This is a genomic window from Rhodococcus gordoniae, assembly GCF_001646655.1.
GTDB classification, from domain to species: Bacteria; Actinomycetota; Actinomycetes; order Mycobacteriales; family Mycobacteriaceae; genus Rhodococcus; species Rhodococcus gordoniae.
On sequence record NZ_LPZN01000006.1, the window covers coordinates 44981 to 71870 of the forward strand.

General features: G+C 69.7%; 27 protein-coding genes. 13 read left to right on the forward strand and 14 right to left on the reverse strand.

Annotated features, from left to right (window positions below; genetic code table 11):
- Nucleotides 1-16: 16 nt before the first annotated feature.
- The 6 genes from A8G18_RS04830 to A8G18_RS04855 all read right to left on the reverse strand — a co-directional run bounded on the left by A8G18_RS04830 (nucleotide 17) and on the right by A8G18_RS04855 (nucleotide 7926).
- Nucleotides 17-1174: a VWA domain-containing protein gene (locus A8G18_RS04830; RefSeq protein ID WP_064062944.1), complete on the reverse strand. Its 1158-nt coding sequence runs from the start codon at nucleotides 1172-1174 to the stop codon at nucleotides 17-19.
- Entirely contained in the window at nucleotides 1171-3372 is a 2202-nt protein-coding gene (locus A8G18_RS04835; protein WP_064062945.1) for a DUF5682 family protein, read from the reverse strand. The genes A8G18_RS04830 and A8G18_RS04835 overlap by 4 nt, the downstream gene beginning before the upstream one ends.
- On the reverse strand, nucleotides 3369-4481 hold the full coding sequence (locus tag A8G18_RS04840) for an ATP-binding protein (RefSeq protein ID WP_064063028.1): 1113 nt from the start codon (nucleotides 4479-4481) through the stop codon (nucleotides 3369-3371). Before A8G18_RS04840 ends, A8G18_RS04835 begins: the two co-directional genes overlap by 4 nt.
- A 77-nt stretch (nucleotides 4482-4558) precedes the next feature.
- Entirely contained in the window at nucleotides 4559-5968 is a 1410-nt protein-coding gene (locus tag A8G18_RS04845) for a DUF5691 domain-containing protein (RefSeq protein WP_064062946.1), read from the reverse strand.
- Nucleotides 5965-7257 carry an SWIM zinc finger family protein gene (locus A8G18_RS04850; protein ID WP_064062947.1) on the reverse strand — a complete coding sequence of 431 codons (1293 nt, stop codon included), beginning with the start codon at nucleotides 7255-7257 and terminating at the stop codon, nucleotides 5965-5967. The genes A8G18_RS04845 and A8G18_RS04850 overlap by 4 nt, the downstream gene beginning before the upstream one ends.
- 42 nt (nucleotides 7258-7299) lie before the next feature.
- Nucleotides 7300-7926, reverse strand: coding sequence for a TetR/AcrR family transcriptional regulator C-terminal domain-containing protein (locus A8G18_RS04855; RefSeq protein WP_064062948.1), 627 nt, complete (start codon nucleotides 7924-7926; stop codon nucleotides 7300-7302).
- A gap of 161 nt (nucleotides 7927-8087) precedes the next feature.
- Between A8G18_RS04855 and bioB the strand changes: the two genes are divergently transcribed.
- Nucleotides 8088-9101, forward strand: coding sequence for a biotin synthase BioB (gene bioB, locus A8G18_RS04860; protein WP_016934226.1), 1014 nt, complete (start codon nucleotides 8088-8090; stop codon nucleotides 9099-9101).
- Nucleotides 9101-9301 (forward strand): biotin synthase auxiliary protein BsaP, encoded by a 201-nt coding sequence (bsaP, locus tag A8G18_RS04865; RefSeq protein WP_064062949.1) that lies wholly within the window; start codon nucleotides 9101-9103, stop codon nucleotides 9299-9301. Before bioB ends, bsaP begins: the two co-directional genes overlap by 1 nt.
- 13 nt (nucleotides 9302-9314) lie before the next feature.
- Here the strand turns inward: bsaP and A8G18_RS04870 are convergent, their stop codons facing one another.
- Genes A8G18_RS04870 through A8G18_RS04880 form a run of 3 tightly spaced genes read right to left on the reverse strand, consistent with a single transcriptional unit; the run spans nucleotide 9315 to nucleotide 11490 of the window.
- On the reverse strand, nucleotides 9315-9881 hold the full coding sequence (locus A8G18_RS04870) for a DUF488 domain-containing protein (protein ID WP_064063029.1): 567 nt from the start codon (nucleotides 9879-9881) through the stop codon (nucleotides 9315-9317).
- 13 nt (nucleotides 9882-9894) lie between these two features.
- Nucleotides 9895-10545, reverse strand: coding sequence for a maleylpyruvate isomerase family mycothiol-dependent enzyme (locus A8G18_RS04875; RefSeq protein WP_064062950.1), 651 nt, complete (start codon nucleotides 10543-10545; stop codon nucleotides 9895-9897).
- A 45-nt stretch (nucleotides 10546-10590) separates the two neighbouring features.
- Nucleotides 10591-11490: an SDR family NAD(P)-dependent oxidoreductase gene (locus A8G18_RS04880; RefSeq protein ID WP_064062951.1), complete on the reverse strand. Its 900-nt coding sequence runs from the start codon at nucleotides 11488-11490 to the stop codon at nucleotides 10591-10593.
- A gap of 110 nt (nucleotides 11491-11600) precedes the next feature.
- Between A8G18_RS04880 and A8G18_RS04885 the strand changes: the two genes are divergently transcribed.
- Together A8G18_RS04885 and A8G18_RS22985 are read left to right on the forward strand one after the other, a co-directional pair.
- Entirely contained in the window at nucleotides 11601-12230 is a 630-nt protein-coding gene (locus A8G18_RS04885; RefSeq protein WP_064062952.1) for a TetR/AcrR family transcriptional regulator, read from the forward strand.
- A gap of 62 nt (nucleotides 12231-12292) precedes the next feature.
- Entirely contained in the window at nucleotides 12293-12433 is a 141-nt protein-coding gene (locus A8G18_RS22985) for a hypothetical protein (RefSeq protein ID WP_016934221.1), read from the forward strand.
- 15 nt (nucleotides 12434-12448) lie between these two features.
- On the opposite strand, the gene A8G18_RS04890 is transcribed toward A8G18_RS22985, so the two are convergent.
- The gene (locus tag A8G18_RS04890; protein WP_064062953.1) at nucleotides 12449-13159 is read right to left on the reverse strand and encodes an NUDIX hydrolase; all 711 of its coding nucleotides are present in this window, start codon (nucleotides 13157-13159) and stop codon (nucleotides 12449-12451) included.
- An 82-nt stretch (nucleotides 13160-13241) separates the two neighbouring features.
- On the opposite strand from A8G18_RS04890, the gene nadA reads away from it, so the two are divergent.
- The 4 genes from nadA (at nucleotide 13242) to A8G18_RS04910 (ending at nucleotide 18373) form a co-directional block, all read left to right on the forward strand.
- Entirely contained in the window at nucleotides 13242-14273 is a 1032-nt protein-coding gene (gene nadA, locus A8G18_RS04895; protein WP_064062954.1) for a quinolinate synthase NadA, read from the forward strand.
- Nucleotides 14270-15865 (forward strand): L-aspartate oxidase, encoded by a 1596-nt coding sequence (locus tag A8G18_RS04900; protein WP_064062955.1) that lies wholly within the window; start codon nucleotides 14270-14272, stop codon nucleotides 15863-15865. Before nadA ends, A8G18_RS04900 begins: the two co-directional genes overlap by 4 nt.
- Before the next feature lies 1 nt (nucleotide 15866).
- Nucleotides 15867-16733, forward strand: a complete 867-nt coding sequence (nadC, locus tag A8G18_RS04905) for a carboxylating nicotinate-nucleotide diphosphorylase (RefSeq protein ID WP_064062956.1) — start codon at nucleotides 15867-15869, stop codon at nucleotides 16731-16733.
- 197 nt (nucleotides 16734-16930) lie between these two features.
- Complete coding sequence (locus A8G18_RS04910) at nucleotides 16931-18373, forward strand: WS/DGAT/MGAT family O-acyltransferase (RefSeq protein WP_064062957.1); 1443 nt, start codon at nucleotides 16931-16933, stop codon at nucleotides 18371-18373.
- Between the two features lie 52 nt (nucleotides 18374-18425).
- On the opposite strand, the gene A8G18_RS04915 is transcribed toward A8G18_RS04910, so the two are convergent.
- From A8G18_RS04915 to A8G18_RS04930, 4 genes are all read right to left on the reverse strand, one after another.
- A complete protein-coding gene (locus A8G18_RS04915) occupies nucleotides 18426-19544 on the reverse strand; it encodes an alpha/beta fold hydrolase (protein WP_064063030.1) in 1119 nt (372 codons plus the stop codon).
- Between the two features lie 68 nt (nucleotides 19545-19612).
- Nucleotides 19613-20023 carry a hypothetical protein gene (locus A8G18_RS04920; protein ID WP_115311468.1) on the reverse strand — a complete coding sequence of 137 codons (411 nt, stop codon included), beginning with the start codon at nucleotides 20021-20023 and terminating at the stop codon, nucleotides 19613-19615.
- Nucleotides 20024-20132: 109 nt separating this feature from the next.
- The gene (locus A8G18_RS04925) at nucleotides 20133-21887 is read right to left on the reverse strand and encodes a PHA/PHB synthase family protein (RefSeq protein WP_245207777.1); all 1755 of its coding nucleotides are present in this window, start codon (nucleotides 21885-21887) and stop codon (nucleotides 20133-20135) included.
- A 111-nt stretch (nucleotides 21888-21998) separates the two neighbouring features.
- On the reverse strand, nucleotides 21999-22382 hold the full coding sequence (locus tag A8G18_RS04930) for a helix-turn-helix domain-containing protein (RefSeq protein ID WP_064063032.1): 384 nt from the start codon (nucleotides 22380-22382) through the stop codon (nucleotides 21999-22001).
- Between the two features lie 122 nt (nucleotides 22383-22504).
- Between A8G18_RS04930 and hisD the strand changes: the two genes are divergently transcribed.
- Genes hisD through A8G18_RS04950 form a run of 5 tightly spaced genes read left to right on the forward strand, consistent with a single transcriptional unit; the run spans nucleotide 22505 to nucleotide 26880 of the window.
- Complete coding sequence (hisD, locus tag A8G18_RS04935; RefSeq protein WP_064062959.1) at nucleotides 22505-23827, forward strand: histidinol dehydrogenase; 1323 nt, start codon at nucleotides 22505-22507, stop codon at nucleotides 23825-23827.
- Nucleotides 23824-24951, forward strand: a complete 1128-nt coding sequence (locus tag A8G18_RS04940) for a histidinol-phosphate transaminase (RefSeq protein ID WP_064062960.1) — start codon at nucleotides 23824-23826, stop codon at nucleotides 24949-24951. Before hisD ends, A8G18_RS04940 begins: the two co-directional genes overlap by 4 nt.
- Entirely contained in the window at nucleotides 24948-25562 is a 615-nt protein-coding gene (hisB, locus tag A8G18_RS04945; protein WP_064062961.1) for an imidazoleglycerol-phosphate dehydratase HisB, read from the forward strand. Before A8G18_RS04940 ends, hisB begins: the two co-directional genes overlap by 4 nt.
- 3 nt (nucleotides 25563-25565) lie before the next feature.
- A complete protein-coding gene (locus tag A8G18_RS22990; protein WP_016696019.1) occupies nucleotides 25566-25721 on the forward strand; it encodes a hypothetical protein in 156 nt (51 codons plus the stop codon).
- Between the two features lies 1 nt (nucleotide 25722).
- The gene (locus tag A8G18_RS04950; RefSeq protein WP_064062962.1) at nucleotides 25723-26880 is read left to right on the forward strand and encodes an MFS transporter; all 1158 of its coding nucleotides are present in this window, start codon (nucleotides 25723-25725) and stop codon (nucleotides 26878-26880) included.
- The last annotated feature ends 10 nt before the right edge of the window (nucleotides 26881-26890 follow it).

Sequence of the window (26890 nt, forward strand, 5' to 3'; positions counted from 1 at the left end):
GGGGCCGGTCCGGCGTTCACCTCGACTGCGACCAGCGCCCGACGTCGCCCCGTTCGAGCGCGACGGCGAGCAGCTCCGGGAAACGGTCGGGTGTGCACGCGAAGACGGGCACGCCGAGTGCGGCGAGCGCCGCCGCGTTGTCGCGGTCGAAGGACGGCGCCCCGTCGTCGGACAGGGCCGGCAACACCACGACCTGCACACCTGCCCCGACCATCTCCCGGATACGGGAGAGCATCTCGGCGCGGATACCGCCCTCGTACAGATCGGAGATGAGCACGAACAGCGAATCGGCCGGCCGGGTGATCAGCGACCTGCTGTAGGCGATCGCCCGATTGATGTCGGTGCCGCCACCGAGCTGGGTGCCGAACAGCACATCCACCGGATCGGCGAGCATGTCGGTCAGATCCACCACGGAGGTGTCGAAGACGACCAGCGACGTGCGCAACGCCCGCATCGAGGCCAGGACCGCCGCGAACACCGACGCGTACACGACGCTCGACGCCATCGACCCGGACTGGTCCACCGCGAGCACCACATCGCGTTTCACCGCCCGGGAACGACGCCCGTAGCCCACCAGCTTCTCGGGCACCACCGTGCGATGTTCCGGCAGGTAGTGGGCGAGGTTCGCACGAATCGTGCGGTCCCAGTCGATGTCGCGCGGTTTCGGATTCGACGTCCGCGACGACCGGTCGAGTGCACCCGTGACGGCGGTACGGGTGTGCTGCGCGATGCGGGCCTCGATCTCACGCACGACCTTCTCGACGACCGTGCGTGCCGTCGCCTTGGTGGTCTCCGGCATCACACGGTTCAGGCTCAGCAGCGTGCCCACCAGGTGCACGTCCGGTTCGACGGCCTCGAGCATCTCGGGTTCGAGGAGCAGCCGGGTCAACCCGAGCCGATCCACCGCGTCGCGCTGCATCACCTGGACGACGGACGTGGGGAAGTAGGTGCGGATGTCGCCGAGCCAGCGTGCCACCCGGGGCGCGGATGCGCCGAGACCGGCGGTGCGCGGCGCGGTGCCGTCGCCCGGCGCGGTGTCGTACAGGGCGGCGAGCGCGGCGTCCATGGCGGTGTCGTCGGCCGAGGACAGGGAGCCCGTGGAGTCCTCGGCGGCCTCACCGAGTGCGAGCCGCCAGCGGCGCAGACGTTCGGTGTCTCCGGATTCGGTTGTCATGCCGACACTCCCAGGATCGACGCGGTGGCGGTCAGGGCGATCCGGCCGCGGTCCACCGCGGGCGGTGCCTCCGTGCGACGGGTGCGTTCGCCGCGCACCGTCTGCCCGAGCAGGCGTCGCTCCCCGAAGGCGAAGGACCCGAAGGTGCGTCGGAGGACGGGCAGGACGTCGACGAAATCGTCGTCGGTGAGTCCGCTGATCCAGCCGTCCACGAGATCGAACAGGGCGCCGTCGTGGACCAGCAGGAGCCCGCCGCCGCCGAGGAAACCGTCGATCCAGCGCGCTTTCGCGGGCGCGGGTGACCCCACGGACAACGCTCGCGCGACCCGCACGGCCGCATCGTGCTCGCCGAGCCGGCCGGCGTCGCGCAGCATCCGGGTGGTGCGGCCGACGAGCAGACCGTCGACGTCGTCGCGTTCGCTCACCGATGTCAGCGTGTCCAGCCACCGGACGGTCGCGGTCGGGTCCTCGCGCAACGCGAGCGCGAGATGCACGCCGTCGATCGCGGTGCGCAGCGCATCGGCGGCGTCGTGGTCGAGACCGGCGACCGCCGCCGGGAGGCCGGCGCAGACACGCGCGAGCAGAGCGTCGCAGACGTGGTCCAGGGAGGACAGATCGGTGCCCCGCACGTCGCCGTAACGGACGGTCCGCACGAGGGTCGGTAGTGCGCTCATCAGGTGCAGCACATCGTGATCGAGAGCGGCCGCCGCGTCGATCGCCCTCACCAGCGACGGGATCGTGGTGCGTAGGTCGGCGAGCAACGCCCGTTCGAGGAGTTCGGTGAGGTCGGCGAGCGCGATCCCGGAGCGAGCGGCACGGTCGGCCACCATGGCACCCGCGGCGGATCCCACCGTCGTGCCCCACCGGGACGCCTCGACGATCGCCACCGACAACTCGGGCTCCCACCGCAACGTCCAGGTTTCGCGGAACGTGCCGGTCGAGCGCACCTCGCTCTGCGTGGGCGTACCCCAGTCGATCCCGAGCAGCGCCAGCCGGTGCAGCAGTCGCGACCGCGCAACGTCGATTTCCCGGCGCAGGTCCAGATCGAGGTTCTTCGCTTCGCTGGACCGCTTGAGACGCAACGACTTCGCCTGTCGCTGCAGGTCGGTGTCGAGCGGGACGGTGGGGGTGTCCTCGGAGACGGATCCGAGTGCCTCCCCGACGACGAGCCGCCGCGTGACGAGGTCGAGCAGGACGTCGTCGCCGTCGCACAGCACCGATCGGGTCGCTTCGACGACCTCGTCGAGTCCGGCCACCGCGCGACCGCGCAGCGCAGCGAGCGTGTCGGCGAGGCGCGTCGCCTCGATGACGTGGGCACTCGAGACGGGCAGATCCTCCTCGCGCAGAACACGGGCCACGCGGGTGAACCAGCGCGCGGTCGTGTCCGCGGGCTGGGTGAACAGGTGGTGGTACCAGCCGGGTGAGGTGATGCCGGCGCCGTAGCCCGACGACAACGACAACCGGGAGTGGCTCCACGGCACCCAGGTGAGGGTGGTCTTCACTTTGGGTAGGCCCTTGAGCAGACGCGCGTCGGGCGCGGCCGGTCCGAGCCGGCCGGTGAGTGCGGGGGCGTGCATCGCCCCGCACACCACAGCGATCGCGCGGGCCCCGGCCTTGACCGTCGCGCGCAGCACCTGCCGCATGTGCGCTTCGCGTCGCGCGGTGTGGTCGTCGATCCCGACGTCCTCTCGCAGCGTCCGCATCGCGTCGGTGATCTCGTCGAAGGCCTGTGCGGTGCCGTGCTCGACCACCGCGTCCCACCACTGCTCGAAGTCCGCGTAGCCGCCGGCGCGGGCGAGTATGCCGAGCAGATCGTCGGTCGCGCGGTCGCCGACCTCGCGTTCGGCGGCGAGCGACATCGCCGCCGGAAGGTCGCAGAACCGCACGTCCGCGTCGTGCAGATACGCCCAGCGCAACGCCTGCCACTCGGGCGAGAAGGCCGCGACCGGCCAGAACGCCGCCCGCGCCGGTTCGTCGCGAGCGTAGGCCAGCAGTGCGACCGGCGGAACCATGTCGTCGGCCGCGGCGAGCGCAAGTACCGGATCGGCGTCCGACGGACCCTCGATGAGGACGGTGTCGGGTTCGAACTCTGCGAGTGCCTGCAGGACCGCGCGCGCCGAACCCGGCCCGTGGTGCCGGATGCCGAAGACCCGGATCTCCGCGGGCGCATCCGCGCGGTCGAAGAGAGCGTCGGTCACCCGGTGATCTCCCGGCACGCCCGGTAGAAGTCGGTCCAGTCGCCGCGTTCCCGGACGACGGCCTCGAGATATTCGTTCCAGACGACGCGATCGGAGACCGGGTCCTTGACCACCGAACCGAGGATGCCGGCCGCGACATCGGACGGACGCAGCACGCCGTCGCCGAAGTGCGCCGACAGTGCCAGACCACCCGTCACGACCGAGATCGCCTCGGCGGTGGACAGCGTGCCCGATGGGGACTTCAGCTTGGTGCGGCCGTCGGTGGTGACGCCGCTGCGCAGCTCGCGGAACACCGTGACGACGCGGCGGATCTCCTCCGCGGCCGCGGGCACGGCGGGCAGTTCGAGTGCGGCGCCGAGTTGTTCGACGCGGCGGGTGACGATCGCGACCTCGTCCTCCTCGCTCGCCGGCAACGGCAACACGACGGTGTTGAACCGTCGGCGCAGCGCGGACGACAGGTCGTTGACCCCGCGGTCGCGATCGTTGGCGGTGGCGATGACGTTGAACCCCTTCGTCGCCTGCACCTCGGTGCCGAGTTCGGGGACGGGCAGAGTCTTCTCCGACAGGATGGTGATCAGCGCGTCCTGCACGTCGGCGGGAATGCGGGTGAGTTCCTCGATACGTGCCACGGCGCCGTCGCGCATCGCGGTCATGACCGGGGAGGCGACCAGCGCGGCGGAGCTCGGCCCTTCGGCGAGCAGCCGCGCGTAGTTCCAGCCGTAGCGCACCGACTCCTCGGTCGTGCCTGCTGTTCCCTGCACGAGCCGGGTCGACGAACCGCTGATCGCGGCGGCGAGATGCTCCGACACCCAGGTCTTCGCGGTACCCGGCACACCGAGCAGCAACAGTGCCCGGTCGGTCGCCAGGGTCGCGACGGCGACCTCCATCAAACGGCGCGGGCCGACGTACTTCGGGGTGATGACGGTGCCGTCGGACAGTTCGCCGCCGAGCAGGTAGGTCACCACCGCCCACGGCGACAGCTGCCACGACGGCGGGCGCGGCCGATCGTCGAGTCGCGCGAGCGCCGCGAGTTCGTGCGCGTACTGCTGCTCGGCGTGCGGGCGCAGCAGGGCGGTGCCGGATACGCCGGTTTCGGTGGTGTCGGGCACGTCGGTCCCGGACGTGCCGGTCTCGGGCGCCGTGGCCTCATCGGTGCCGACAACTGCGGGGGTCGACTCGGTGTCGGTCAACTCAGCTCCTCGTGGATCGTCTTGCGGAGGGTCAGGGTGTCGGCTGCGCTCGCGAACAGGTGCAGGCGACCGAGATCGTCGGTGCGGTTCGCGGCGTCGGCCAGCAGGTCGGCCAGCTCGAAGGGGGCCCGGTGGGCGAGCAGGATCAGGACGTCGCGGACGACACGGGTGGTCGTCGACTTCGTGTACAGCGCGGTGAGCACCTTCTCGGCGATATCACGCGGCCACGGCGCGGGGAGGGCAGCGAGCAGCGCGTCGTCGAGGATCGCGGACGCCGGCGCCTCGCGTAGGTGCGTGAGCAGGACGTCGAGGGGGACGACCCGCGCGAGGTCCGCGTCGACGCTGCCGTCGCGTCGCAGCAATGCGGCAGCCCACTCACCGTTGCGCTGCCGGACCGCCGCGCGGCCCCACGCGGCCGTCAACGCGGTGCGGAAGGTGTCGTCGATGTCGAACTCCGGCAGCACCGTGTCTGCGGCGTGGTCGTTCCACACGGACAGCGGGGCTGCCGCGACGGCCGCGACCAGCAGCTCTCGGGCTCCACCGACCGGACTGTCGGCGAGACCGTCGCGGAGAGCGTTCTCGTCCGGCCGGTCGGGCACCGCGAGGGTGACGGTCGAGTCGTCGGCGAGCATCCACTGTCGCACCCGCTCGGTCATACGCTGCGCGAAGGCGGAATCCGGCAGGCGCGGAAGAAGCTCGAGCGCCACGGCGCGGACCTTGCGGCTGCGGTCGTCCAGTGCGCGTTCGAGCAGGGCTTCGTCGTGCGGGCCGAGCCTCACCGCGAGCAGGGCGAGCAACTCGGCTCGCTGGGCGGCGGTCTGCGCGCCCCACGATGCCGCGAGTGTCGCGGTGGCCGCCGCCGGGTCGTGCGTGCGGAGCGTCTCGAACCACCGGCGGCGCCGGGCGGGTGGGCCGGCGTGCCAGGATGTGTCGTCGAGCGGGTCGGGAGGCAGCAGTTCGGCCCATTCCGGGTTGCGTGCGGCCACCCAGCGTCCCCGTGTGCCGGTGAGCGCGACGAGCCGGTCGCGGTGCACCGCGTCGGTGGTCGCGACGGTCAGCAGATCGACCACGACGTCGTGCGACGCGCGAAATCGGGCGGCCACCTCGAACCACTCGTCGAGCAGCGGGGAGCGGACGGCGAGCAGTGCGCGCAGGCGTTCGGCAGCGGCGCCGGGCAGGACGGGACGGTCGTCGTCCGGGGCCGGTGACGGCAGCTCGCGGACCACGGGCGCGGTCGCTGCGGTGAGGAAGGTCGCCTCCAGTGCGACAGCGGCGAGCAGTGTCGCCGCGGGGTCTCCGGCCAGTCGGCCCGCGGCGTCGGCCGTGTGCAGCGCGTCGAACTCGGGCGCGGAGCGTGCCGTGCCGAGAAGTGCTGCGGTCGTCAGCGATTCGGGCAACGCGGTCACCAGGTCAGCACCTGTCCTTCGGTGAACAGGGACACCGGGGTGAGAGTGGTTCCGTCCCAGTCGCCGCAGACCGTCACCGGACGGCCACCCGCGACCGTGTGCAGCCGCCAGCGGCTGTCGTCGTCTCCGGCCAGCGGCAGTGCCCGTCCGGACGGGTCGACGACGTACCAGCCGTCCTCGCTGGGGGTGGGAGTGACTGCGTCGAGCAACACGGGCCAGGTGCGCAACCACGGGTCGGACCCACGCATGCGGGCGTACTCGCCCAGCGCGGCGTCGAGTCCGGTGGCGGGCAGTGTCGTGAACGGCTCGGCTTCGCCGTGCTGCCGGCCGAGCATGGCACGCAGCGGGGCGGCGCCTGGGCAGAAGTGCAGATCGGCGTCGACGAGCGAACCCGGGAAGGGGATCGGTGTGCCGAAACGTGCTGTGCCGTGCGCGAAATCGAGAACCATGGCCCATCGGCGGCTCGATCGTCCGCGCAACCACGTCCTGCGGGTGAACATCCGGCTCTCCTCGGTGACACGCACCGCGAGGACCTGCCACCGGTCGCGCACGGCCGGTTCGGCACGCACCTCCTCGCTGCGGGTACCGAAACCGAGATGGGTCTGCAGCGAATACAGGAGCGGCCGGGGCAGTTCGTCGCGCCGCCGGTACGCGACGGCCATCAGGTGCAGACGCGCGTATTCGGTGAGCAATCTGGCGGGCCAATCCGTTTCGTCGGTCACGACGGTCGCCAGTGCGCGCAGCGCGGAGGCCGCACCGGGGGCCTGGGCATCGACCATGCGGGCGGCGATCGTCTCGTAGGTCTCGTAGCCGTGGTCGACCGCCCCGAGACCGTGCCTGATCCGGTCGGTCAGCCAGCGGTCGAGATCCTCGAGTCCTGCCGCGACCCGCTCCGCGCGACGCTGGGCGGTCGCCGGGTCGGGGGTCCTGACCGGCTCGTCGTCCGCGGGGGCGCGCAGTGCGGTGGACGCGGCGCGGGAGGCGAGCCAGCGGGTGACGGAATCGGGCGCCTGCCCGGCGGGCACGGCACCCTCCGACCAGCACACGAGCAACGACAGGGCGTGCTTGCAGGGCAGCTTCCGGCTGGGGCACGTGCACGAGTAGGCGGGAGCCCTCGTATCGATCGCGGTGCGGTACGGCGTCGTGCCACGGCCGCGGCACAGGCCCCACAGAGCTGCGTCGTCGTGACCGGTTTCGAGCCATGCGGAGGCGACGCCGCGCGCAGCCGTCATCGAGGACGGATCGGGTGCGACGGCGTTGATCTGCTGGAGGGTCCAGGGTGCGGTCACGAGCGTCGAAGATAGGAGACGGGTCCGACAGGAGTGGCGGGATCAGGATGTCGCACGGGTCTCCAGACGTGCGCGGATGCCGTCGACGAACAACTGAAGACCGAACTCGAACCGGACGGCGGGATCGCCGTCGAGCAGGTCGTCGTCGGCCTCGGCCGGCTGCTCGGTCACGACATCGGGGGAGAGGGGAGCGCGGGTGAGCGCGCCGAGTTCCTCGAGCTGCGCGCGGGACTGCTCGTCGACGGTGTGGCCGAGCACGTAGTGCAGCAGCGCGTAGCCGGTGAGCTCGGCGTATGCCTGCGACAGGCCGGCACGTCCGGCGGTCCCCACGAAGGCGTCGCGGGCCCGGGAGGTGGTGAGCCGCGATGCGTAGCTCGACGCGACGAGTTCCGCGCCGTCGCGGTGAGCGAGCAGCGCGGCGCGGAAACGGTGCGCGAGTTCGGCGAGCGCGCCGTCCCAGGCGTCGCTTGCGGGAGGTTCGTCGACACCGTCGAGGATGCGGTCGGCCATAGCCCCGAGCAGGGTCTGCTTGTTCGGGAAGTGCCAGTACAGCGCGCCGGGCTGGACGCCGAGCGACGATGCGAGCTTGCGCATCGTCAGGTCGCCGAGTCCGTACTCGTCGAGGATCGCCATGGCGCCGTCGAGGACGTCGCCGCGTCGCAACTGCACTGCTTCTTCGCTCCTGATTCTCCTGCCGTCCGCGGCGGTACCGCTCCGCCGGGGATCCGAACCGATGGATTCGTGCCTTTGACACTATCGGACGGTTCGCTCTAACCTGAACGCTGTTCAATTGAACGATGTTCAAGTTCTCGCCACCCCAGGAGACGGCAGTGACCCAGGCGCCCGCCCGCACCGACATCCTCGACATCGCCCGCGACCAGGTGCTCGCCCGCGGAATCGGATTCGACCGCGACCAGACCCTCGAGGTCCTGCAGCTGCCCGACGATCGCATCGACGATCTTCTGGCGGTCGCCCACGACGTGCGCATGGCGTGGTGCGGACCGGAGGTGGAGGTCGAGGGGATCATCAGCCTCAAGACCGGCGGCTGCCCCGAGGACTGCCATTTCTGCTCACAGTCGGGCCTGTTCGCCTCCCCGGTGCGCGCCGCCCGGCTCGACATCCCGTCACTCGTCGAGGCCGCGAAGCAGACCGCGAAGACCGGAGCCACCGAATTCTGCATCGTCGCGGCCGTGCGCGGACCCGACGAACGACTCCTCGCGCAGGTCGCGGCCGGCATCGAAGCGATCCGCAACGAGGTCGACATCCAGATCGCGTGCTCGCTCGGCATGCTCACCCAGGATCAGGTCGACCGGCTCGTCGCGATGGGCGTGCACCGCTACAACCACAATCTCGAGACCGCCCGCTCACACTTCCCGAACGTCGTCACCACCCACACCTGGGAGGAGCGCTTCGAGACGTTGCGGATGGTGCGCGAGGCAGGTATGGAGGTGTGCTGCGGCGGCATTCTCGGGATGGGTGAAACCGTCGAGCAGCGAGCCGAATTCGCAGCCGACCTCGCGGCGCTCGAACCCGACGAGGTGCCGCTGAACTTCCTCAATCCGCGCCCCGGCACTCCTTTCGGGGACCTCGAGGTGCTGCCCGCCACCGAGGCGCTCAAGGCCGTGGCGGCCTTCCGGCTGGCGTTGCCGCGCACCATCCTCCGATTCGCCGGCGGCCGCGAGATCACGCTCGGCGACCTCGGCGCGCAGAAGGGGATCCTCGGCGGGATCAACGCCGTCATCGTCGGCAACTACCTCACCACGCTCGGCCGGCCCGCGGAGACCGACCTCGATCTGCTCGGCGAACTGAAGATGCCGATCAAGGCCCTGGGCGAGACGATCTGATGTTCGATCCGTTCACCGGCGAAACGATCGTCGACGGGACGGTCCGAACCCATTCCGCAGCAGTGCAGCTCGGCCTCGAACCGCCGCGGTTCTGCACGCAGTGCGGCCGGCGGATGATCGTGCAGATCGCACCGGACGGATGGTGGGCGCGGTGTTCGCGCCACGGGACCGTCGACTCCGTGATGAGCGAACAGCGGTGACGAGCGGCAGCGCTCACGAATCGTCGCCGGACTCCCCGGGGTAGGTGACCACGCCATCGGGACCCACCGAGGGCGTCGCACCCCACTGTCCCAGTTCGTGCGGGCGCGGTGTCGCGTTGTTGACGAGATGGACGACGGCCCATCCCCGCGCGGTGAGGGTGTTCGCAATCAACAGGCGGTGACAGCGCCAAGGCATCGGCTCACCGCACATGATGGCGACGTGCCGGTGCTCGGCCAGTTCGGTGAGGCGTCGCAGTCCGGCCTCGAAGTCGTCGGTGAGCGTGTAATCGGCGTAGTTCTTGAAACTCGCGTTCTTCCATCCCGCATTGATCGCCGGATCGACGTCCTTCTGTTTCGGCCGCCTGCCACCGAGTTCGGTGAGGTGCAGGTAGCCGATCCCGGCGCTGTCGAGCCAGGACGGCATCTCGTCGGCGTCGAACTGCGGGCTGCGGCGTGAGCCGGGCATCTTCCGTACGTCGACGACGACGTCGATGTCCGCCGAAGTCAGTGTGTCGAGCAGGACGGACTGCGGACACGTCCAGTGGCCGATGGTCCACAGGACACGGGAGTCGGCACTCATGGTGCCCATCGTCTCATCTCGTGTGCGTCACTTGCCGGCGTAGTTCCTCGGCGCCGTCGCCCTCCAACCGGGACAACCCCGCACGACGGCCCGCGAGCAGCAGTAGGATCGCGGAGATCGGTCCCCGCACCTCGGGCCCGGAACCGGAGGACCACTCGGTATCGGTTGCGGTGAAACGGAATCCGTCGAGGGGGACGTCGGCGAAGACCCGGGCCTTCCCGGTGCCGCGGGTGGACCACATCCGAGTGGCCCCCGCCGCCGCGGCATCCGGTGGCATCGGCAGGTCGCGCTGCAGCGGTACCGCGATGTCCTGGCCGTGGACGAGCAGATCGATCATGGCCTCGAGCGGGGTGATGCCCGCGTTGTGCCGCCGGGAGCCGATCATTCCTCGAAGGTCGGCGATCAACTCCTGGATCGGTCGTTGGGCGCGCCGCCGAGAGGATTCTCGGATGATCGTGTTCACCCCGCCGCGATGACGCACGACCATCCGGACGAAGTCGACCACGGTGAGCTGCTGCAACGTGAGGTGCGCGGCGACGTCGCGCACGGTCCAGCCCTCGCACAGCGACGGCCGGCGCCATTCGTCGTCGGTGAGTTGTTCCAGCAGGTCGGCGGTTCGTGCGCGCTGCTCGTCGATCGTGTTCCAGATGTCGTCGACGTTCATGGGATCACCTGACCTGGGGTCCGCCCGACACACGATCCGCCCATTCTAGATCGCGGATCGTTCCCCACTCACGGATTCCGGTGCCGGTACGGGGTCCTCCGCGGCCCGGCTCACCGATTCCCACTCGAGCCAGGTGTCGATCTTCTCCCGGGCGGCGGCCACGGCCGCGTCCAGGACGGCGTTGCCCAGGACGATGCGTCGCGGCGGTCGGTCGGCGTCGACGACCGCGAGGAGTGCCCGCGCGGCCAGGGCGGGGTGGCTGTCGATGCTCGTGGACGCGCTCTGCTTCTCGAGCTCGGCTCGCAGGGAGTCGTAGTCCGATCGCGGAGTGCTCACCGTCATGGTGCTGTAGAGATCGGTCCAGTAGCCGCCCGGCTCGACGATCGTCACGTCGACGCCGAAATGCGCGGCCTCGACGGCCAGTGCTTCGCTGAGTCCCTCGAGGGCGAACTTGCTCGCGCTGTAGAGCCCTGTGCCGGGCCCGCTCAGTACGCCCCCGATGCTCGAGATCTGCACGAGATGCCCGCGTCCTCGACCGCGGAAGGCCGCCATGGCGGCCTGGCTGACCCACATCGCTCCGAAGAAGTTCGTCTCGAACTGCGCACGCGCCTGCTCCTCGGTGAACTCCTCGACGAATCCGTAGGCCATGGTGCCCGCGTTGTCGACGACGATGTCGATGCCTCCGAAACGGTCGCGCGCCCTGTCGGAAGTGGCGAACACCGCCGTGCGGTCGGTGACGTCGGCCGGGAGCCGGAGGAGGCGCCCCGGATCCCGGGGGAGATCGGCCGACCCGATCGATCGTGAGACGGCCACGACGTTGTCACCGCTCGACAGCGCGGCGCGGACGAACTCCCTGCCCAGGCCGCGGCTCGCGCCGGTGATCAACCAGGTGCGGGGACGCGCGGCGGGGGCGGCGGGGTACGCGGTCGTCGGTCGGATGGTCATGCATACCTCCTGATCGATACGAGACGGTCCGTCTCGTTCACTTGAGAATGACCCTTCGAGGAATGCCTGTCAAGACGCAACGTCTCGTCTCGATGCGATATCGTCGACCCATGCCCGCGCGCCCCGAACCCGGAAACTCCCGGCGGAACCCCGCCTCGCGGAAAGCGATCCTCGATGCCGCTTTCGACTTGGTCGCCGAGGTCGGCTACTCGAAACTCGGTATCGAGGCGATCGCCGCCCGGGCCGGCGTGGGGAAGCAGACGATCTATCGCTGGTGGCCGTCGAAAGGAGCCGTGCTCCTCGATGCGTATCTGGCGCACACGCAGGGCGATGCCGGGGACGAGGCGGCGCTGCCCGACACCGGCGACCTCCGCGCGGACCTCATCGCGGTGCTGCAGGCCACCGTGGCGGAGCTGCAGGACCCCAAGTTCGCCGTCCCGCTGCGCGCATTGACCGTCGCGGTGCTCGAAGACCCCGAACTCGCAGCGGAATACGAACGCCGCCTCGACACGCCGATGCGGGAGATGAAGAAGGCCAGGCTCCGGGCCGCGCAGAGTGCGGGGCAACTGCCGGACGACCTCGATCTCGATGTCGCCGTGGACATGCTGTTCGCCCCTGTCGCCCAGAAATGGTCGGCCACCGGCGAACCCCCGTCGAACGACTACGTCCGCACTCTGGTCGAGACCGTCCTCTCCGGCCTGACGCGTCCGTCCGAGGGCATCCCGTCCGCGAGCATGTAACGCACGATTCCTCCTGTCCGATACACACGTCGGAATCACATGACGATCAGGGGAGGGGCACCATGGGTTCGGTCGACGTTCTGGAATGGATCCGCGAAGGTTATCTGGCGGGCGATCCGCTGCGCTCGGCGTTGTTCGTCGGCTCGGCCTTCCTGACGATGCCGCTGCAGTTGCTCGAGGTCATCCTGGGCCGGCCTTTCTGACCTCCTCGGGGAGGTTCACACCGGTGGACGCAGGGCGGCGAATTCGTCCGTCACGCGCAGCCGGGAGTCGGTGAAGCGGTAGAGCGCCGGGGGCCGGCCTCCCGCTTTTCCGGAGGGTGCGGTGTTGCCGGTGCGGGTGAGCACGTTCCGCCGCGCCAGCACCCGCTGAAGATTGGTGGCATCCACTTCGTATCCCAGTGCCGCGCAATAGATGTCGCGCAGAGTCGACATGGAGAACTCCGCCGGCGCGAGGCCGAACGCGATGTTCGTGTACGACAGCTTCGCGGCCAGGCGCGCATGGGCGTTCGTCACCATCACTCCGTGGTCGAAGGACATGTCGGGAAGATCCGACACCGGATGCCAGGCGGTGTCGGACGGCAGTTGAGGATCCGAGGTCAGGGGGATCAGACCGAGATAGGTCGACGCGATGGTGCGCGGACCCGGCACGCGCGTCGGGTCGGAGAAGACCGACAACTGCTCGAGATGCGCGACCTTGCGGACGTCGACCTTCTCCGCCAGCTGGCGCCGGGCCGACGTCGTGAGGTCCTCGTCGCTGCGTAGTCGTCCGCCGGGGAGCGACCATGTGCCGGCCTGTGGATCGAGCGCCCGCTGCCACAGCAACACCCCGAGTTCGGGCTCGCCGCGGAAGGCTCCCGAGGCGTCCGGGAAGTGCCGAACCTGGAACACGGCGATGAGCACTTCGTGACGGGTGTTACCATGTGTCATGTTTTCGATCCTAAGTCGAAAACCTCGAACACGGAAATTCCGGTACAACCCGCCGGGATGACACCCTCGAAGGAGCAAGGCCATGACCACGACCGAGTGGGCGGGAGCCTCCACCATCGTCGACGGCCCCGGCGGTTACACGGGCGTCGAGGCGACGCCGGAGTGGGCCGAGGAGGTCCGTCGGTTGGCCCGTGAGCGCAACGCCACGCTGCTCGCGCACAACTACCAGCTTCCCGCGATCCAGGACGTCGCCGATCACGTCGGCGACTCGCTCGCGCTCTCGCGTATCGCCGCCGAGGCCGAGGAGGACACCATCGTCTTCTGCGGCGTGCACTTCATGGCCGAGACCGCGAAGATCCTCAGCCCGAACAAGACGGTGCTCATCCCGGACGAGCGAGCCGGCTGCTCGCTCGCCGACTCGATCACCGCCGACCAGCTGCGCGAGTGGAAGGCCGACCACCCCGACGCCGTGGTGGTCTCGTACGTCAACACCACCGCCGAGGTCAAAGGCCTGACCGACATCTGCTGCACCTCGTCGAACGCCGTCGACGTCGTGGCGTCCATCGACCCCGACCGCGAGGTGTTGTTCCTGCCCGACCAGTTCCTCGGCGCCCACGTCAAGCGCGTCACCGGTCGCGAGAACATGCACATCTGGGCCGGAGAGTGCCACGTGCACGCCGGCATCAACGGCGACGAACTCGCCGCCCAGGCCAAGGCGCACCCCGACGCCGACCTGTTCGTCCACCCCGAATGCGGCTGCGCGACATCGGCGCTCTACCTCGCCGGGGAGGGCTTCGTGCCCGACGACAAGGTCAAGATCCTGTCCACCGGCGGCATGATCGACGCCGCCCGTGAGACTGGGGCGAAGCAGGTCCTCGTCGCCACCGAGGTCGGCATGTTGCATCAGCTCCGCAAGGCCGCGCCCGGCATCGACTTCCAGGCCGTCAACGACCGCGCGTCGTGCCCCTACATGAAGATGATCACTCCCGCCGCGCTGCTGCGCTGCCTGCAGGAGGGACGCGACGAGGTCCACGTCGAGGCCGACGTCGCCGAGCGGGCCCGCCTGTCGGTGCAGCGCATGATCGCCATCGGCAACCCGGGCAGCGGCGAGTGACCACCTCCATCACGGTCGCGTGGGAGGACCACGCCGACCTGGTGGTCGTCGGGGGTGGTGTCGCCGGCCTCACGGCCGCGCGCGCCGCCTCCCGACGTGGCGCGCGTGTGCTCACGGTGAGCAAGGGTGGCCCCACCGACACGGCCACCCAGTACGCCCAGGGCGGTATCGCCGTGGTGGCGCCGGTGGGCGACAGCGTCGACGCCCACGTGGCCGACACCCTCGCCGCGGGCGGGGGGCTGTGCGAGGAGGACGCGGTGCGCTCGATCGTCACCGCCGGTCCCGATGCGGTCACCGCACTGCGCGATCTCGGTGCGGTCTTCGACACCGGGGGTGACGGCGACATCGCCCGCACCCGCGAGGGAGGGCACAGCACCCGCCGCATCATCCACGCCGGTGGCGACGCGACCGGCGCCGAGGTGCAGCGCGCCCTCGGCGTGGCGGCACAACGCGCTCTCGGCGCGGCGGGCCTGCCCGTCCTGTTCGGTGCCGCCGCTGCCCGCGTGCTCACCGACGACCGTGGTGTCACCGGACTTCTGGTCCTCGACGGCCGCGGCTTCGGCATCGTCCACGCGCCGGCCGTGCTCCTCGCGACCGGGGGCCTCGGGCAACTGTACGCGTGCAGTACGAATCCGCCCGGTGCCACCGCCGACGGTGTCGCGCTGGCCCTGACCGCCGGTGCCGGGGTCGCCGACCTCGAGTTCGTCCAGTTCCACCCGACCGTGCTGTTCGCCGAAGGCGGCACCGGACGGCGGCCGCTCATCAGCGAAGCGGTGCGCGGCGAGGGTGCACGCCTCGTCGACTCCCGCGGTCGCTCGATCACCGAGGGCGTGCACCCGCTCGGCGACCTCGCGCCTCGCGACGTCGTCTCGCGGGCCATCGCCGAGCGTCTCACCGCGCTCGGTGAGGATCACGTCTACCTCGACGCTCGTCACCTCGGCGGGTTCGCTACCCGATTCCCGACCATCACGGCGATGTGCGCCGACGCAGGCCTCGATCCCGCCCGGGATCTGCTGCCCGTCGCTCCCGCCGCGCACTACTCGTGCGGGGGTGTCGTCACCGACGTGCACGGCCGCACCCGCATTCCCGGCTTGTACGCGGCGGGCGAAGTGGCGCGCACCGGCCTGCACGGCGCGAACCGGCTCGCCTCCAACAGCCTTCTCGAAGGACTCGTGCTCGGAGAGAGGGCGGGAGCGGCTGCGGCTCTCGAGCGGGCCGGGCTGCGCTCCGAGTCCACCGGCATTCCCGGTGTCGTCTCGGTCGTGTGCGACCGCGCGCGTCTGCAACACCTCATGACGCGGCACGCGCTCGTCGTGCGCGACGCCGACGGGCTGGCCACTGCCGCAGTCGAACTCGACGGCGCGAGCACGACCGGACCGTGCGCCGACGCGGATCGGCTCGAGGACGCGGCGCTCACCGTCACCGCGCGGGCACTGCTGCTCGCGGCTCGGCGCCGCACCGAGTCGCGGGGATGTCACACCCGCAGCGACCACCGGGACACCGACCCCGCGCAGGCCCGCAGCCTCGAACTACGCCTCGATGGAAACGGCGAGTTGTCCTTCACCACACCGGAACTGACAGGAGTCAACTGAGATGACCACCGTGCTGCCCGACGGACTCGACCTCGCCGAAACCCGCGAGCTGGTCCGGAAGGCACTCGACGAGGACCTGCGCTACGGGCCGGACGTCACCACCGACGCCACCGTGCCCGCCGACGCCGTCGCCACCGCCTCGGTGGTCGCGCGGCAGGCCGGCACCCTCGCCGGTCTCGACGTCGGGCTGCTCGTCCTCGACGAGGTCATCGGCGCCGATCACTACCGCGTGCTCGACCGCAGGTCCGACGGTGAGCGGGTGTTGCCCGGGGATTCGGTCCTGACCGTCGAGGCGCCGACCCGTGGTCTGCTCACCGCCGAGCGCACGATGCTCAACCTCCTGTGTCACCTGTCGGGCATCGCCACGGCCACCTCGCACTGGGTCGATGCGGTGACGGGCACCGAAGCGAAGATCCGCGACAGCCGCAAGACCCTGCCGGGAATGCGCGCGCTGCAGAAGTACGCGGTACGGATGGGGGGCGGTGTCAACCATCGCATGGGACTCGGCGACGAGGCACTGATCAAGGACAACCACGTCGCTGCGGCGGGCTCGGTGGTCGCCGCGCTGCGCGCCGTCCGGGACCATGCTCCCGACATCGCGTGCGAAGTGGAGGTCGACACCCTCGAGCAGTTCGACGAGGTACTCGCCGAGAACGTCGAGTTGATCCTGCTCGACAACTTCCCCCTGTGGCAGACGCAGATCGCGGTGCAGCGGCGCAACACCCACGCGCCGAAGACGCGGCTCGAATCCTCCGGCGGCCTGTCCCTCGACGTCGCCGCGGACTATGCCCGCACCGGCGTCGACTACCTCGCGGTGGGCGCGCTCACCCATTCGGTGACCGTGCTCGACTTCGGGCTGGACATGTAGTGCGTAGATCGCGTGTCGCCGGACGGGCGACTCGGACGCGGCACCGGAATATTCGTCGGTGAGACGGTCCCCTTGCTCGCGTCTTCTGAGGTAGAACTGACACACATCGACGTGCCGGGACCGGTCACGTGGGGGCGGGCTCCGGTGGTGGCCGGTGCCGTGTGGGGGAGGAAGACAGAAACGCGATGCGGTTACCGATGGCACCGACCGACTCGATGTTCCTGCTCGGCGAGTCGCGCGATCACCCGATGCATGTCGGCGGTCTCCTGCTGTTCCAGCCGCCGGAAGGCAAGGACGCGAGCGACCTGCGATCGATGTTCGCCGAGGCGCTCGCCTGTGAGGAACCCGCCGGGCCGCTGTGGTGCAAGCGGCCCACCCGCTCGCTGTTCACCCTCGGGCAATGGGCCTGGGAGGACGATCCGCGTTTCTCGATCGACTACCACGTCCGGTTCAACGCGCTGCCGTCCCCGGGCACAATGGACGATCTGTGGGAACTCGTCTCCCGCCTGCACGCCTCGCTGCTCGACCGCACGCGCCCATTGTGGGAGATGCATCTGATCGAAGGGCTGGCAGACGGTCGCTACGCCCTGTACGTGAAGATCCACCACGCGCTCGCCGACGGGGTGGGGGCCATGCGTCTGATGCGCCGCGCGCTCAGCACCGACCCGGAACGCACCGACATGCCGGCGCCGTGGGCGGTCGACGACGCCCGGTCGCCGAGCCGCTCGGCGATGGGTACCGCGATCGGGTTCCCCGGTGCGGTCGTCCGTGCGGCGACCGGCGTGGTGAACGACGCGGTGAACGTGGTGTCCGAGGCGATGGCTCTGGTCCCGGCGCTCGTCGGCACCGTCGACCGGGCACTGCACAATCGCGGGGGTTCGTTGTCGCTGGGCGCTCCGAACACCATCCTCAACCGTCAGATCTCCGGATCGCGCAGGTTCGCGGCCCGGTCGTGGCCGATCGAACGCCTGCGCATGGTGGCCAAGGCGGCCGACGCGACACTCAACGACGTCGTCCTCGAACTGTCGGGTGGGGCTCTACGGGCGTTCCTCACCGAACACGATGCGCTGCCGGACGATTCGCTGGTCGCCATGGTTCCGGTGTCGTTGCGCCAGAGCACGAACTCGTCGGGCAACGAGATCGGCATTCTCATGTGCACGCTCGGCACGCAGTGCGCCGACCCGGTGGAACGGCTTGCGCGCGTGCGGGGTTCGATGATCGAGGGCAAGCATGCGATGAATTCGATGTCGAAGCTCGGTCGTCTCGCGACGAGCGCGGTGGGCGTGGCACCCCTTGCGGTGGGGGTGCTCACCGGCAACCGGGCGCTCCCACGTCCGCCGTTCAACGTGATCGTCTCGAACGTGCCGGGACCCGATTCGCCGCTGTACTGGAACGGCGCCCGCGTCGACGCGTTGTATCCGCTGTCGGTGCCCGTCGACGGACAGGCGCTGAACATCACGTGCACGAGTACCGACGACGAGATCGCCTTCGGGCTGACGGCGTGCGGCCGCACGGTGCCGGACCTCGCCCGGCTGCTCGATCACCTCGACGACGAACTCGGGGCCCTGGAATCCGCTCTCGGAGTCCGGGTGGAGGTCGACGACGAGGGGAGCGGGGAGGGCGACGCCGGGAACGACTGACCGCGTCGTTTCGAGAATCGTCGCGCCGCATCGCCGAACGGCCCGGGATGAGTCAGGACGTCGCCGCCACGCGGCGGGCGTGCGGCGTCCACACTTCGGTGAGGGTGCGGCGGCCGATGAACAGCCCGATGTGACCGGCATCGGCGACGGTGGCGGTGATCCTCTGCGGCGGGGTCGACACGTACTCCGCGAGCGCGGTGACCTGCCGGGGAGTCGCGATCGGGTCGGCGGAGCCGGCGATCAGATGGACCGGGCAGTCGACGGCCGCGAGATCGACGACGCGTCCCTCGGCCCTCAGTGTGCCGACGACGAGTTCGTTGCCCACGAACAGGTGGCGCATGATCCATGCGCGGAACGCCGAGGGGATCTCCTGTTTCCAGGCGAACCAGTGTCGTTCGGCTTCCCAACGCGCGACCTCGTCGGGGTCGTCGAGCAGGCCGAGCAGCGTCATCGCACGCTCGATCTCGCCGATCGGGTCCGTGGTCGGCATCCCCACGGCCCGCGCCGCCCCGTACCAGAAGTCGATCGTCGAGGCCGCCGCCGTGCGGGGCGCATGGGCCAGCACCGACAGCGCGGGCTGGTCGACGTGGAAGTCGATCGGTGCCCCCGCCACGGTCAACGAGTGCACGGTCCCGGGGTGCAGCGCCGCGTAGACGGTGCCGAGCCACCCGCCCTGGCTGTCGCCGATCAGGTTCACCCGGCCGCCGAGATGAGCGACGGCGTCGGCCACGACGGCCAGATGCTCGTCGATCGAGCAATCGTCCGTGGCGGTGGTCGCCGGCGCCCAATCGAGGCAGTGCAGACGGGTGAGACCGCCGGCTCTGAGGGCTTCGACCTGGCTGCGGTCGGCGGAATGGTCGACGATGCACGAATGGGTGCCGGCCTGCGGCGGCAGCAGCAGGGTGGGAATCTCGTCACGGACTGCGTCGGGTGTGCCACAGTCGCGAAGACCGCCGAGGGGCCATCGGCGCACCACCGGCCAGTTCGTGGTCCAGCGCGGCGGCGTGGCCGAGGTCAGTGCCCGGCTGTACCGGTTCGCGTCGGAGACCAACGTGCACGGTGTGGCGCCGCGTCGTACGAGGCCGGCGAGATAGGCGCTCCAACCGGCGATCGCCGCGGTCCCGAGACGAATCGGGGCCGCGGCGATCCTTGCGGGTGTCAGTGACTGCATGCACTGCACCGGAGAACGCCCGCTGATGCGGTGTTCGGGTTCGACAACTGCATCGAGGGAGTCGTCGATTACTTGAGGAGGTCGCGAGCGGTGCTCGTGACGGTGGTGGTGAGCTCGCGAGCGAAGGAGACCTGAGCCTTGGTGAGCTCGGCGACCCACTCGACGGGGGTGGCCTCGGCGACCTTCTCCTGCAGATCCAGGATGCTCGAGACGGCCTTCTCGTAGGTGTCGACGCCGAGGTTCCCGCTCTGCTTCGCAGCGTCGATGAACTTCGCGTTGAACTCCTGGAAGCGCTCGGTGGCCTCGTCGACGGTCCTGGTGAACTCGGTGGCGGCCTTGTCGGCGACCGCGGCGGCCGTCGAGGTCAGCTTCTCGGCCGACTGCTGGGCCGTTGCGGTGGCCTCGGTGGTGGCCTTGGCCGCGGCATCGGTGGCCTTGGTGCCGGCGTTCGCGGCGGTGGTCTTGGTCGGTGCGGTCATGATGTGTACCTTCCGTGGGCGCTCGTGACGGGAGCGGAACTTCCCCTGTGGGGGTGCGCTCGGATCGGCGCTGTTAGCAGGTTAGCAAGACGATAGCTAACTCGCAATATCACTCGAAGACATAGGTTCCCGGCGCATCGCACAGGGGCGGATGCTGCGCGCTGCCCATCGCCGGCGGCGCGACGAGGTCACCGGCACGCTTCGCCGACCATGCCGTCCAGTCCTCCCACCACGAACCGGTGGTGCGGGTGGTCTTCTCGGCCCAGGCCTTCGGATCCTCGGGCAGCTTCGGCAGCTCGTCTGCGTCGGGGGTGCCGACGGCGTCGAACCACGCCTTCGGACTCGGGGGATTGACCGCGCCGGCCACGTGGCCGCCGCTGGTCAGCACGTACCGGACCGAGCCACCGAGCAACCCCGTGGCCTTGTACGACGAGGTCCACGGCACGATGTGATCGTTGATCGCGCCGACCACGTAGGTATCGCACGTGATGTCCGAGAGGTCGAGGACCTCGCCGTCGAGCTCGTACACACCGCGCGCGAGCTCGTTGCGTCCGTACAGCGACCGCAGGTAGTGCGAGTGCATCTTCGCCGGCATACGGGTGCTGTCCTCGTTCCACGCCAGGATGTCGAAGGCGGCGGGCTTCTCGCCCTTCATCCATCGCGATACCCAGTAGTTGAAGATCAGATCCCGCGCGCGGATCATGTCGAAACTGCCGGCCATCTCGTTACCCGAGAGGAAGCCCTGCCTGCTCATCCGGAACTCGACGCGGTCGAGCGTCGCCGGGTCGGTGAGCAGTGCCAGCTCGCCGACCTCGCTGTAGTCGAGGAGCGTGTTGAGCATGGTGAACGCGCTGATCCGCTCGTCGCCGAGCTTGCCCATCCGGGCCGCCGTCATCGCCGCCATCGCGCCACCGAGGCAGATCGAGAGCACCTCGATTCGTGACGACCCGGTGATCTCCTCGACGACGTCGAGTGCCGCCGAAACACCCTGCCGGTAGTAGTCGTCCATCGTGATCTCGTGCATCGACTCGTCCGGGTTACGGTACGAGATCGCGAACACGGTGCGGTTGTGCTGCACTGCCCACTCGATGAGGCTGCGCTGCGGCGCGAGATCGAGGATGTAGTACTTGTTGATCCACGGCGGCGCGGCCAGGATCGGGATCTCGTGCACCTCGCCGGTCTGGGGCGCGTACTGGATGACCTCGATCAGGTCGTTGCGGAAGACGACCGTGCCCGGGGTCGCGGCCATGTTCTCGCCGAGAGTGAACGCCTCCCGGTCGACCTTGAGCGGCAGGCCCTTCCGGTGCACGACATCCTCGACGGCGTACTTCGCGCCGCGGAACAGGCTCGCTCCACCGGTGTCGAGCGCGCGCACGAGCACACCCGGGTTGATGAGGAAGTTCGACGGCGCGAGCGCGTCGAACATCAGATTCGCGAACTGGCGTGCCTTGCCGTCCTGGACCGGGTCACCTGCGCCGGCGTCGGCGAGATCCTCGACGTATTCGCGGGTGGCGAGATAACTCTGCAGTAGTGAGAAGTAGGCAGGATTCTCCTTCCACGCGGCGTCGGAGAACCGGCGATCCTTCGGATCCGGGGCGACCGGGGCCTGAGGATCGCGGGCACTCCACACGCGCGTCGCCGCCGCCGGGATGTTCGCCAGACGGTGGGCGTAGTCCGTGGTCGCCTCCGCCACGGCCCGCGGATTCTTCACGGCGCGACCGGCGACCGAAGCGACGGCCGGGCCCCAGCCGATCGGGTCGAGCGAGGAAGTGAGCTTCTTCTGCAGATGGTTGAGCACCGAGCAACTCCAGAACTGGGTGGATGGTCCGGAGCCGAGATTGACACCGCCCGCGAGGGCGCGCACCTTACCCCCAGGTACGTGCTACCTGCATGTTCGTCGCACATGCCGCGAAATCGGGCTGACCTGGATTGCTGCGTGAGGAACAGGCCTCGGCGCTACTCGATGTGAAAATGCTCACTCTTGATCGGATTCGGGTCCTCCGCTACGCCGCCGGCGCGCGACGGTCACCTCCCGGAATGCCTCGTACATCTCCTCGAGCGAACGCCGCTGGGCGTTGGTGAGGTCGGGATCCTCGCGAATCGCCCGCAGGACCGCGGACTCCGCTCCGTCGTCGGCCTGCGCGTGGGCCGCGAGGGTGTCGGCGGACAGATGCAACTGGTCGGCGATCGCTTGCAGCACACGCTCGCTCGGCGCCCGCAGGTTCCGTTCGATCTGCGACAGGTACGGATTCGAGATGCCCACCATCGACGCGAGCTGACGCATGGGAAGTTCTGCGAGCTCACGCTGGCGGCGGATCAATTCGCCCAAGGTGCTCGGGCGTGACTCGTCCTCGTCCATGCCGACAGCATAAGCACGGTGATCCGTGTCGAGAGACATCCTCACCCGGGTGCAACTTCGAACGGCACCACTCGATGCGGGATAGTAGGGGGTGATCCCTGTTCTGCGAGAGAGGACACCTCATGCTTGCCCGCACCGACCTGCGCGGTCGTACTCCCACCACTGCTGAGCTCAGGGGCGCGCTGCCCCGTGGCGGAGTGGACGTGGACGCGGTGCTCCATCAGGTCCGTCCCGTCGTCGACGACATCCGCGCTCGCGGTGCCGAGGCCGCACTCGACTACTGCGAGAAGTTCGACGGGGTCCGCCCCGCCACGGTGCGCGTTCCCGCCGCGGAACTCGAACGCGCCCTCGCCGAACTCGAACCCGCGATCCGCGCCGCCCTCGAGGAGGCCGTCGAGCGCACGCGCGTCGTGCACGCGGCCCAGCGCCGCACCGATGTCACCACCGAGGTCGTCCCCGGCGGCACCGTCACAGAACGCTGGGTGCCGGTCGAACGTGTGGGCCTCTACGTGCCCGGCGGCAACGCGGTCTACCCGTCGTCGGTCGTGATGAACGTCGTTCCGGCGCAGGCCGCGGGCGTCGAATCGCTCGTCATCGCCTCGCCACCGCAGAAGAACTTCGGTGGACTGCCGCACCCGACCATCCTCGCCGCGGCCGCACTGCTCGGTGTCGACGAGGTGTGGGCCGTCGGCGGCGCCCAGGGCGTGGCGCTGCTGTCCTACGGCGGCACCGACACCGACGGCGCCGAACTCGCCCCGGTCGACATGATCACCGGCCCCGGCAACATCTACGTCACCGCCGCCAAGCGGCTGTGCCGTGCCGTGGTCGGCATCGACGCCGAGGCGGGCCCCACCGAGATCGCGATCCTCGCCGACGACACCGCCGACCCCGTGCACGTCGCCGCCGATCTCATCAGCCAGGCCGAACACGACGTCATGGCCGCCTCGGTGCTCGTCACCACCAGCACCGAACTGGCCGACGCCGTCGACACCGCGCTCGCCGCCCAGCTCGAACTCACCAAGCACCGCGAGCGTGTGACCACCGCGCTGTCCGGCAGCCAGTCCGGCATCGTCCTCGTCGACGACATCGAGCAGGGCCTGAAGGTCGTCGACGCGTACGCCGCCGAGCACCTCGAGATCCAGACCGAGAACGCCTCCGCGGTCGCCGCACGCGTGCGCTCGGCCGGCGCGATCTTCGTCGGGCCGTGGGCGCCGGTCTCTCTCGGCGATTACTGCGCCGGATCGAACCACGTGCTGCCCACCGCCGGTTGTGCCCGGCACTCGTCGGGCCTGAGCGTGCAGACCTTCCTGCGCGGCATCCACGTCGTCGAGTACACCGAGGCGGCCCTGAAGGACGTCTCCGGTCACGTCATCACTCTCGCGAACGCCGAGGACCTGCCCGCCCACGGTGAAGCCGTCCGTCTGCGATTCGAGGCGCTCAAGTGACCCGGATCCCCGGCGCCCGCATCACCCTCGACGACCTGCCGCTGCGCGAGAACCTGCGCGGTAAGTCGCCCTACGGTGCGCCGCAACTGACGGTGCCGGTCCAGCTCAACACCAACGAGAACCCGCACCCCCCCACGCAGGCGCTCGTCGACGATGTCGCCGAGGCCGTGCGCGAGGCGGCCACGCAGCTGCACCGCTATCCCGACCGCGACGCGGTCGCGCTGCGCACCGATCTCGCCGCCTACCTCAGGCAGGCGTCCGGGGTCCCGATCGGAGTCGAGAACATCTGGGCCGCAAACGGTTCCAACGAGGTCCTGCAGCAGCTCCTGCAGGCGTTCGGTGGTCCCGGGCGCACCTCGATGGGTTTCGTGCCGTCGTACTCGATGCACCCGATCATCGCCGACGGCACGCAGACCGAGTGGCTGCCCACCTACCGGCGCGACGACTTCACCCTCGACGTCGACGCATCCGCGGCGGCCATCCGTGAGCGACGGCCCGACGTCGTCTTCGTCACCAGCCCCAACAATCCGACGGGACACAGCATCCCGCTCGACGAGTTGCGGGTGATCCTCGACGCCGCACCCGGCATCGTGATCGTCGACGAGGCGTACGTCGAGTTCTCCTCGCAGCCGAGCGCTCTGAGCCTGATCGACGAGTACCCGGCGAAGATCGTCGTCTCGCGGACGATGAGCAAGGCGTTCGCCTTCGCCGGCGGGCGCCTCGGCTATCTCGCCGCCGCCCCCGCGGTGATCGAGGCTCTGCTGCTCGTGCGCCTGCCCTACCACCTGTCGGTCGTCACCCAGGCCGCCGCGCGCGCGGCTCTGCGGCACGCCGACGACACCCTCGCGTCGGTCGCGGAACTGGCCGCCGAGCGCGACCGCGTCGCCGCCGAACTCGCCCGGTTCGGCTACGACGTGATCCCGTCCGACGCCAACTTCATCCTGTTCGGCCGCTTCGCCGATGCAGCTGCCACGTGGCAGCGGTATCTGGACGACGGGGTGCTCATCCGTGACGTCGGGATCCCCGGCTACCTGCGCACCACGATCGGCCTGGCCCACGAGAACGACGAGTTGCTGCGAGTGAGCGAGAAGCTCGCGGCCACGGAAATCGAGGAAACCCGATGAGCGACCGCACCGCACGCGTCGAACGCGCCACCAAGGAATCGAGCATCACCGTCGAGATCGACCTCGACGGCACCGGTCGCACCGAGATCTCCACGGGGATCCCGTTCTACGACCACATGCTCACCGCGCTCGGCCAGCACGGTTCGTTCGACCTCACCGTGCAGGCGCAGGGCGACATCGAGATCGAGGCCCACCACACCGTCGAGGACACCGCGATCGTGCTCGGGCAGGCCTTCGGCCGGGCCCTCGGCGACAAGCGCGGCATCCGGCGTTTCGGCGACTGCTTCATCCCGATGGACGAAACCCTCGCGCACGCCTCCGTCGACGTCTCCGGCCGTCCCTACTGCGTGTTCACCGGCGAACCCGACTACATGGTGCACTCGGTGATCGGGGGATATCCCGGCGTGCCCTATTCGACGGTGATCAACCGGCACGTGTTCGAGTCGTTCGCCTTCCACGCCCGTATCGCACTGCACGTGCGGGTTCTCTACGGCCGCGATCCGCACCACATCACCGAAGCCGAGTTCAAAGCGGTCGCCCGCGCGCTGCGCGAGGCCGTCGAACCCGACCCGCGTGTGACCGGCATCCCGTCGACGAAGGGCAGTCTCTGACACATGGATGTCGTCCTCACCTATCTGTGCTTCATCGTGGCCGGATTCGCCGCCGGCGGAACGTGGTCGATGTGGAAGGCACGCAACACGTTGTTCGCGGGTGTGCTGCTGGCTCTGACCGTGCTGGCAGCCGCCGCGGGCGTCTTCCGGTTGCTCTGACGTGGCGGAACAACAAGGGCTGTTCACCGTTCGTGGTCTGATCCCGGCATGGTCGACGTCCGCGGCGGCCTTCGGAGGCTTCTCGCTGCTGCTGCCGGTCGTGCCGTGGGCGATCGCCGAGGCCGGTGGCAGCGACACGCTCGCCGGATCGGTGACGGCGGTGTTCATGCTCACCACCGTTCTCACGCAACTCGCGATGCCGCGACTGCTGCGCGCGTTCGGTCACCGCGCGACACTCGCAGCCGGCTGCCTGTTCCTCGGGCCACCGTCGCTGCTGTTCCTCGTGTCGATCGCCCCGGCAGCGGTGCTCGGGATCTCCGGGCTCCGCGGTATCGGCTTCGGGATGATCACCGTGGCGTCGGCCGCGCTCGTCGGCGAACTGGCGCCGCCGAGGTTGCTCGGCCGTGCCACCGGCATGCTCGGCATCGCCATTGCCGCGTCGCAGACGATCGGCCTGCCCGCCGGGTTGGCGATCGCCGAGCGGTTCTCCACCACGCCGGTCTTCGTGCTCGGTGCGATCATCTCGTCCGCAGGTCTGCTCGCCGCGATCCGTCTGCCACGGCTGACCGCGAAGCAGGCCCGGACGGCGCGACGCGTGCCCCCGGTCGTGCTGCTGTTCCCGTTGGTCGCCGTGGGTGCGGGTGCGATCGCCTACGGTGGTCTCACCTCGCTGTTGCGCATCGCGGTCGCCGGCTTGCCCGTCGCGGCGGCCTTGGCCGTACTCAGCGCGTCTTCGCTGATCGGGCGGTATGCGGCAGGTTCCGTCGCGGATCGGATCGGCGCCGGCAAGCTGTTGCCCGTCGGTCTCGGCCTGGCGGGCCTGGCGATGATTCCCTTCGCCCTCGTCGCCGACGACCGAGGGGGAGCGGTCCTGCTGATCGTCGCCGCGATCGCCTTCGGTCTCGGATTCGGTGTCGTCCAGAACGAAGCACTGCTCGTCGCGTTCCGCCGTGCCGGCGCAGGCAACACCGGCTCCGCGAGCGCCGCCTGGAACATCGGTTTCGACGCCGGCACGGGTGCGGGGTCGTTCGCGCTCGGCGCGCTGGCAGCGGCGGCGGGATATCCCGTCGCCTTCACCGTGGCCGCAGTGCTGGTCCCGACGCTGCCCCTGCTCGCCCGGCTGGCCGGGCCGTCGGAACGTCCCCGTCCCACCACATAGAATCGACATC

What these genes read in the sequence shown, in the direction of transcription:
- A8G18_RS04830 (WP_064062944.1), bottom strand. Translation starts at nt 1,174, where the DNA reads ATGACAACCGAATCCGGAGACACCGAACGTCTGCGCCGCTGGCGGCTC.
- bsaP (WP_064062949.1), top strand. Translation starts at nt 9,101, where the DNA reads ATGTTCGATCCGTTCACCGGCGAAACGATCGTCGACGGGACGGTCCGA.
- A8G18_RS04870 (WP_064063029.1), bottom strand. Translation starts at nt 9,881, where the DNA reads ATGAGTGCCGACTCCCGTGTCCTGTGGACCATCGGCCACTGGACGTGT.
- A8G18_RS04875 (WP_064062950.1), bottom strand. Translation starts at nt 10,545, where the DNA reads ATGAACGTCGACGACATCTGGAACACGATCGACGAGCAGCGCGCACGA.
- A8G18_RS04880 (WP_064062951.1), bottom strand. Translation starts at nt 11,490, where the DNA reads ATGACCATCCGACCGACGACCGCGTACCCCGCCGCCCCCGCCGCGCGT.
- A8G18_RS04885 (WP_064062952.1), top strand. Translation starts at nt 11,601, where the DNA reads ATGCCCGCGCGCCCCGAACCCGGAAACTCCCGGCGGAACCCCGCCTCG.
- A8G18_RS22985 (WP_016934221.1), top strand. Translation starts at nt 12,293, where the DNA reads ATGGGTTCGGTCGACGTTCTGGAATGGATCCGCGAAGGTTATCTGGCG.
- A8G18_RS04890 (WP_064062953.1), bottom strand. Translation starts at nt 13,159, where the DNA reads ATGACACATGGTAACACCCGTCACGAAGTGCTCATCGCCGTGTTCCAG.
- nadA (WP_064062954.1), top strand. Translation starts at nt 13,242, where the DNA reads ATGACCACGACCGAGTGGGCGGGAGCCTCCACCATCGTCGACGGCCCC.
- nadC (WP_064062956.1), top strand. Translation starts at nt 15,867, where the DNA reads ATGACCACCGTGCTGCCCGACGGACTCGACCTCGCCGAAACCCGCGAG.
- A8G18_RS04910 (WP_064062957.1), top strand. Translation starts at nt 16,931, where the DNA reads ATGGCACCGACCGACTCGATGTTCCTGCTCGGCGAGTCGCGCGATCAC.
- A8G18_RS04915 (WP_064063030.1), bottom strand. Translation starts at nt 19,544, where the DNA reads ATGCAGTCACTGACACCCGCAAGGATCGCCGCGGCCCCGATTCGTCTC.
- A8G18_RS04920 (WP_115311468.1), bottom strand. Translation starts at nt 20,023, where the DNA reads ATGACCGCACCGACCAAGACCACCGCCGCGAACGCCGGCACCAAGGCC.
- A8G18_RS04930 (WP_064063032.1), bottom strand. Translation starts at nt 22,382, where the DNA reads ATGGACGAGGACGAGTCACGCCCGAGCACCTTGGGCGAATTGATCCGC.
- hisD (WP_064062959.1), top strand. Translation starts at nt 22,505, where the DNA reads ATGCTTGCCCGCACCGACCTGCGCGGTCGTACTCCCACCACTGCTGAG.
- hisB (WP_064062961.1), top strand. Translation starts at nt 24,948, where the DNA reads ATGAGCGACCGCACCGCACGCGTCGAACGCGCCACCAAGGAATCGAGC.
- A8G18_RS22990 (WP_016696019.1), top strand. Translation starts at nt 25,566, where the DNA reads ATGGATGTCGTCCTCACCTATCTGTGCTTCATCGTGGCCGGATTCGCC.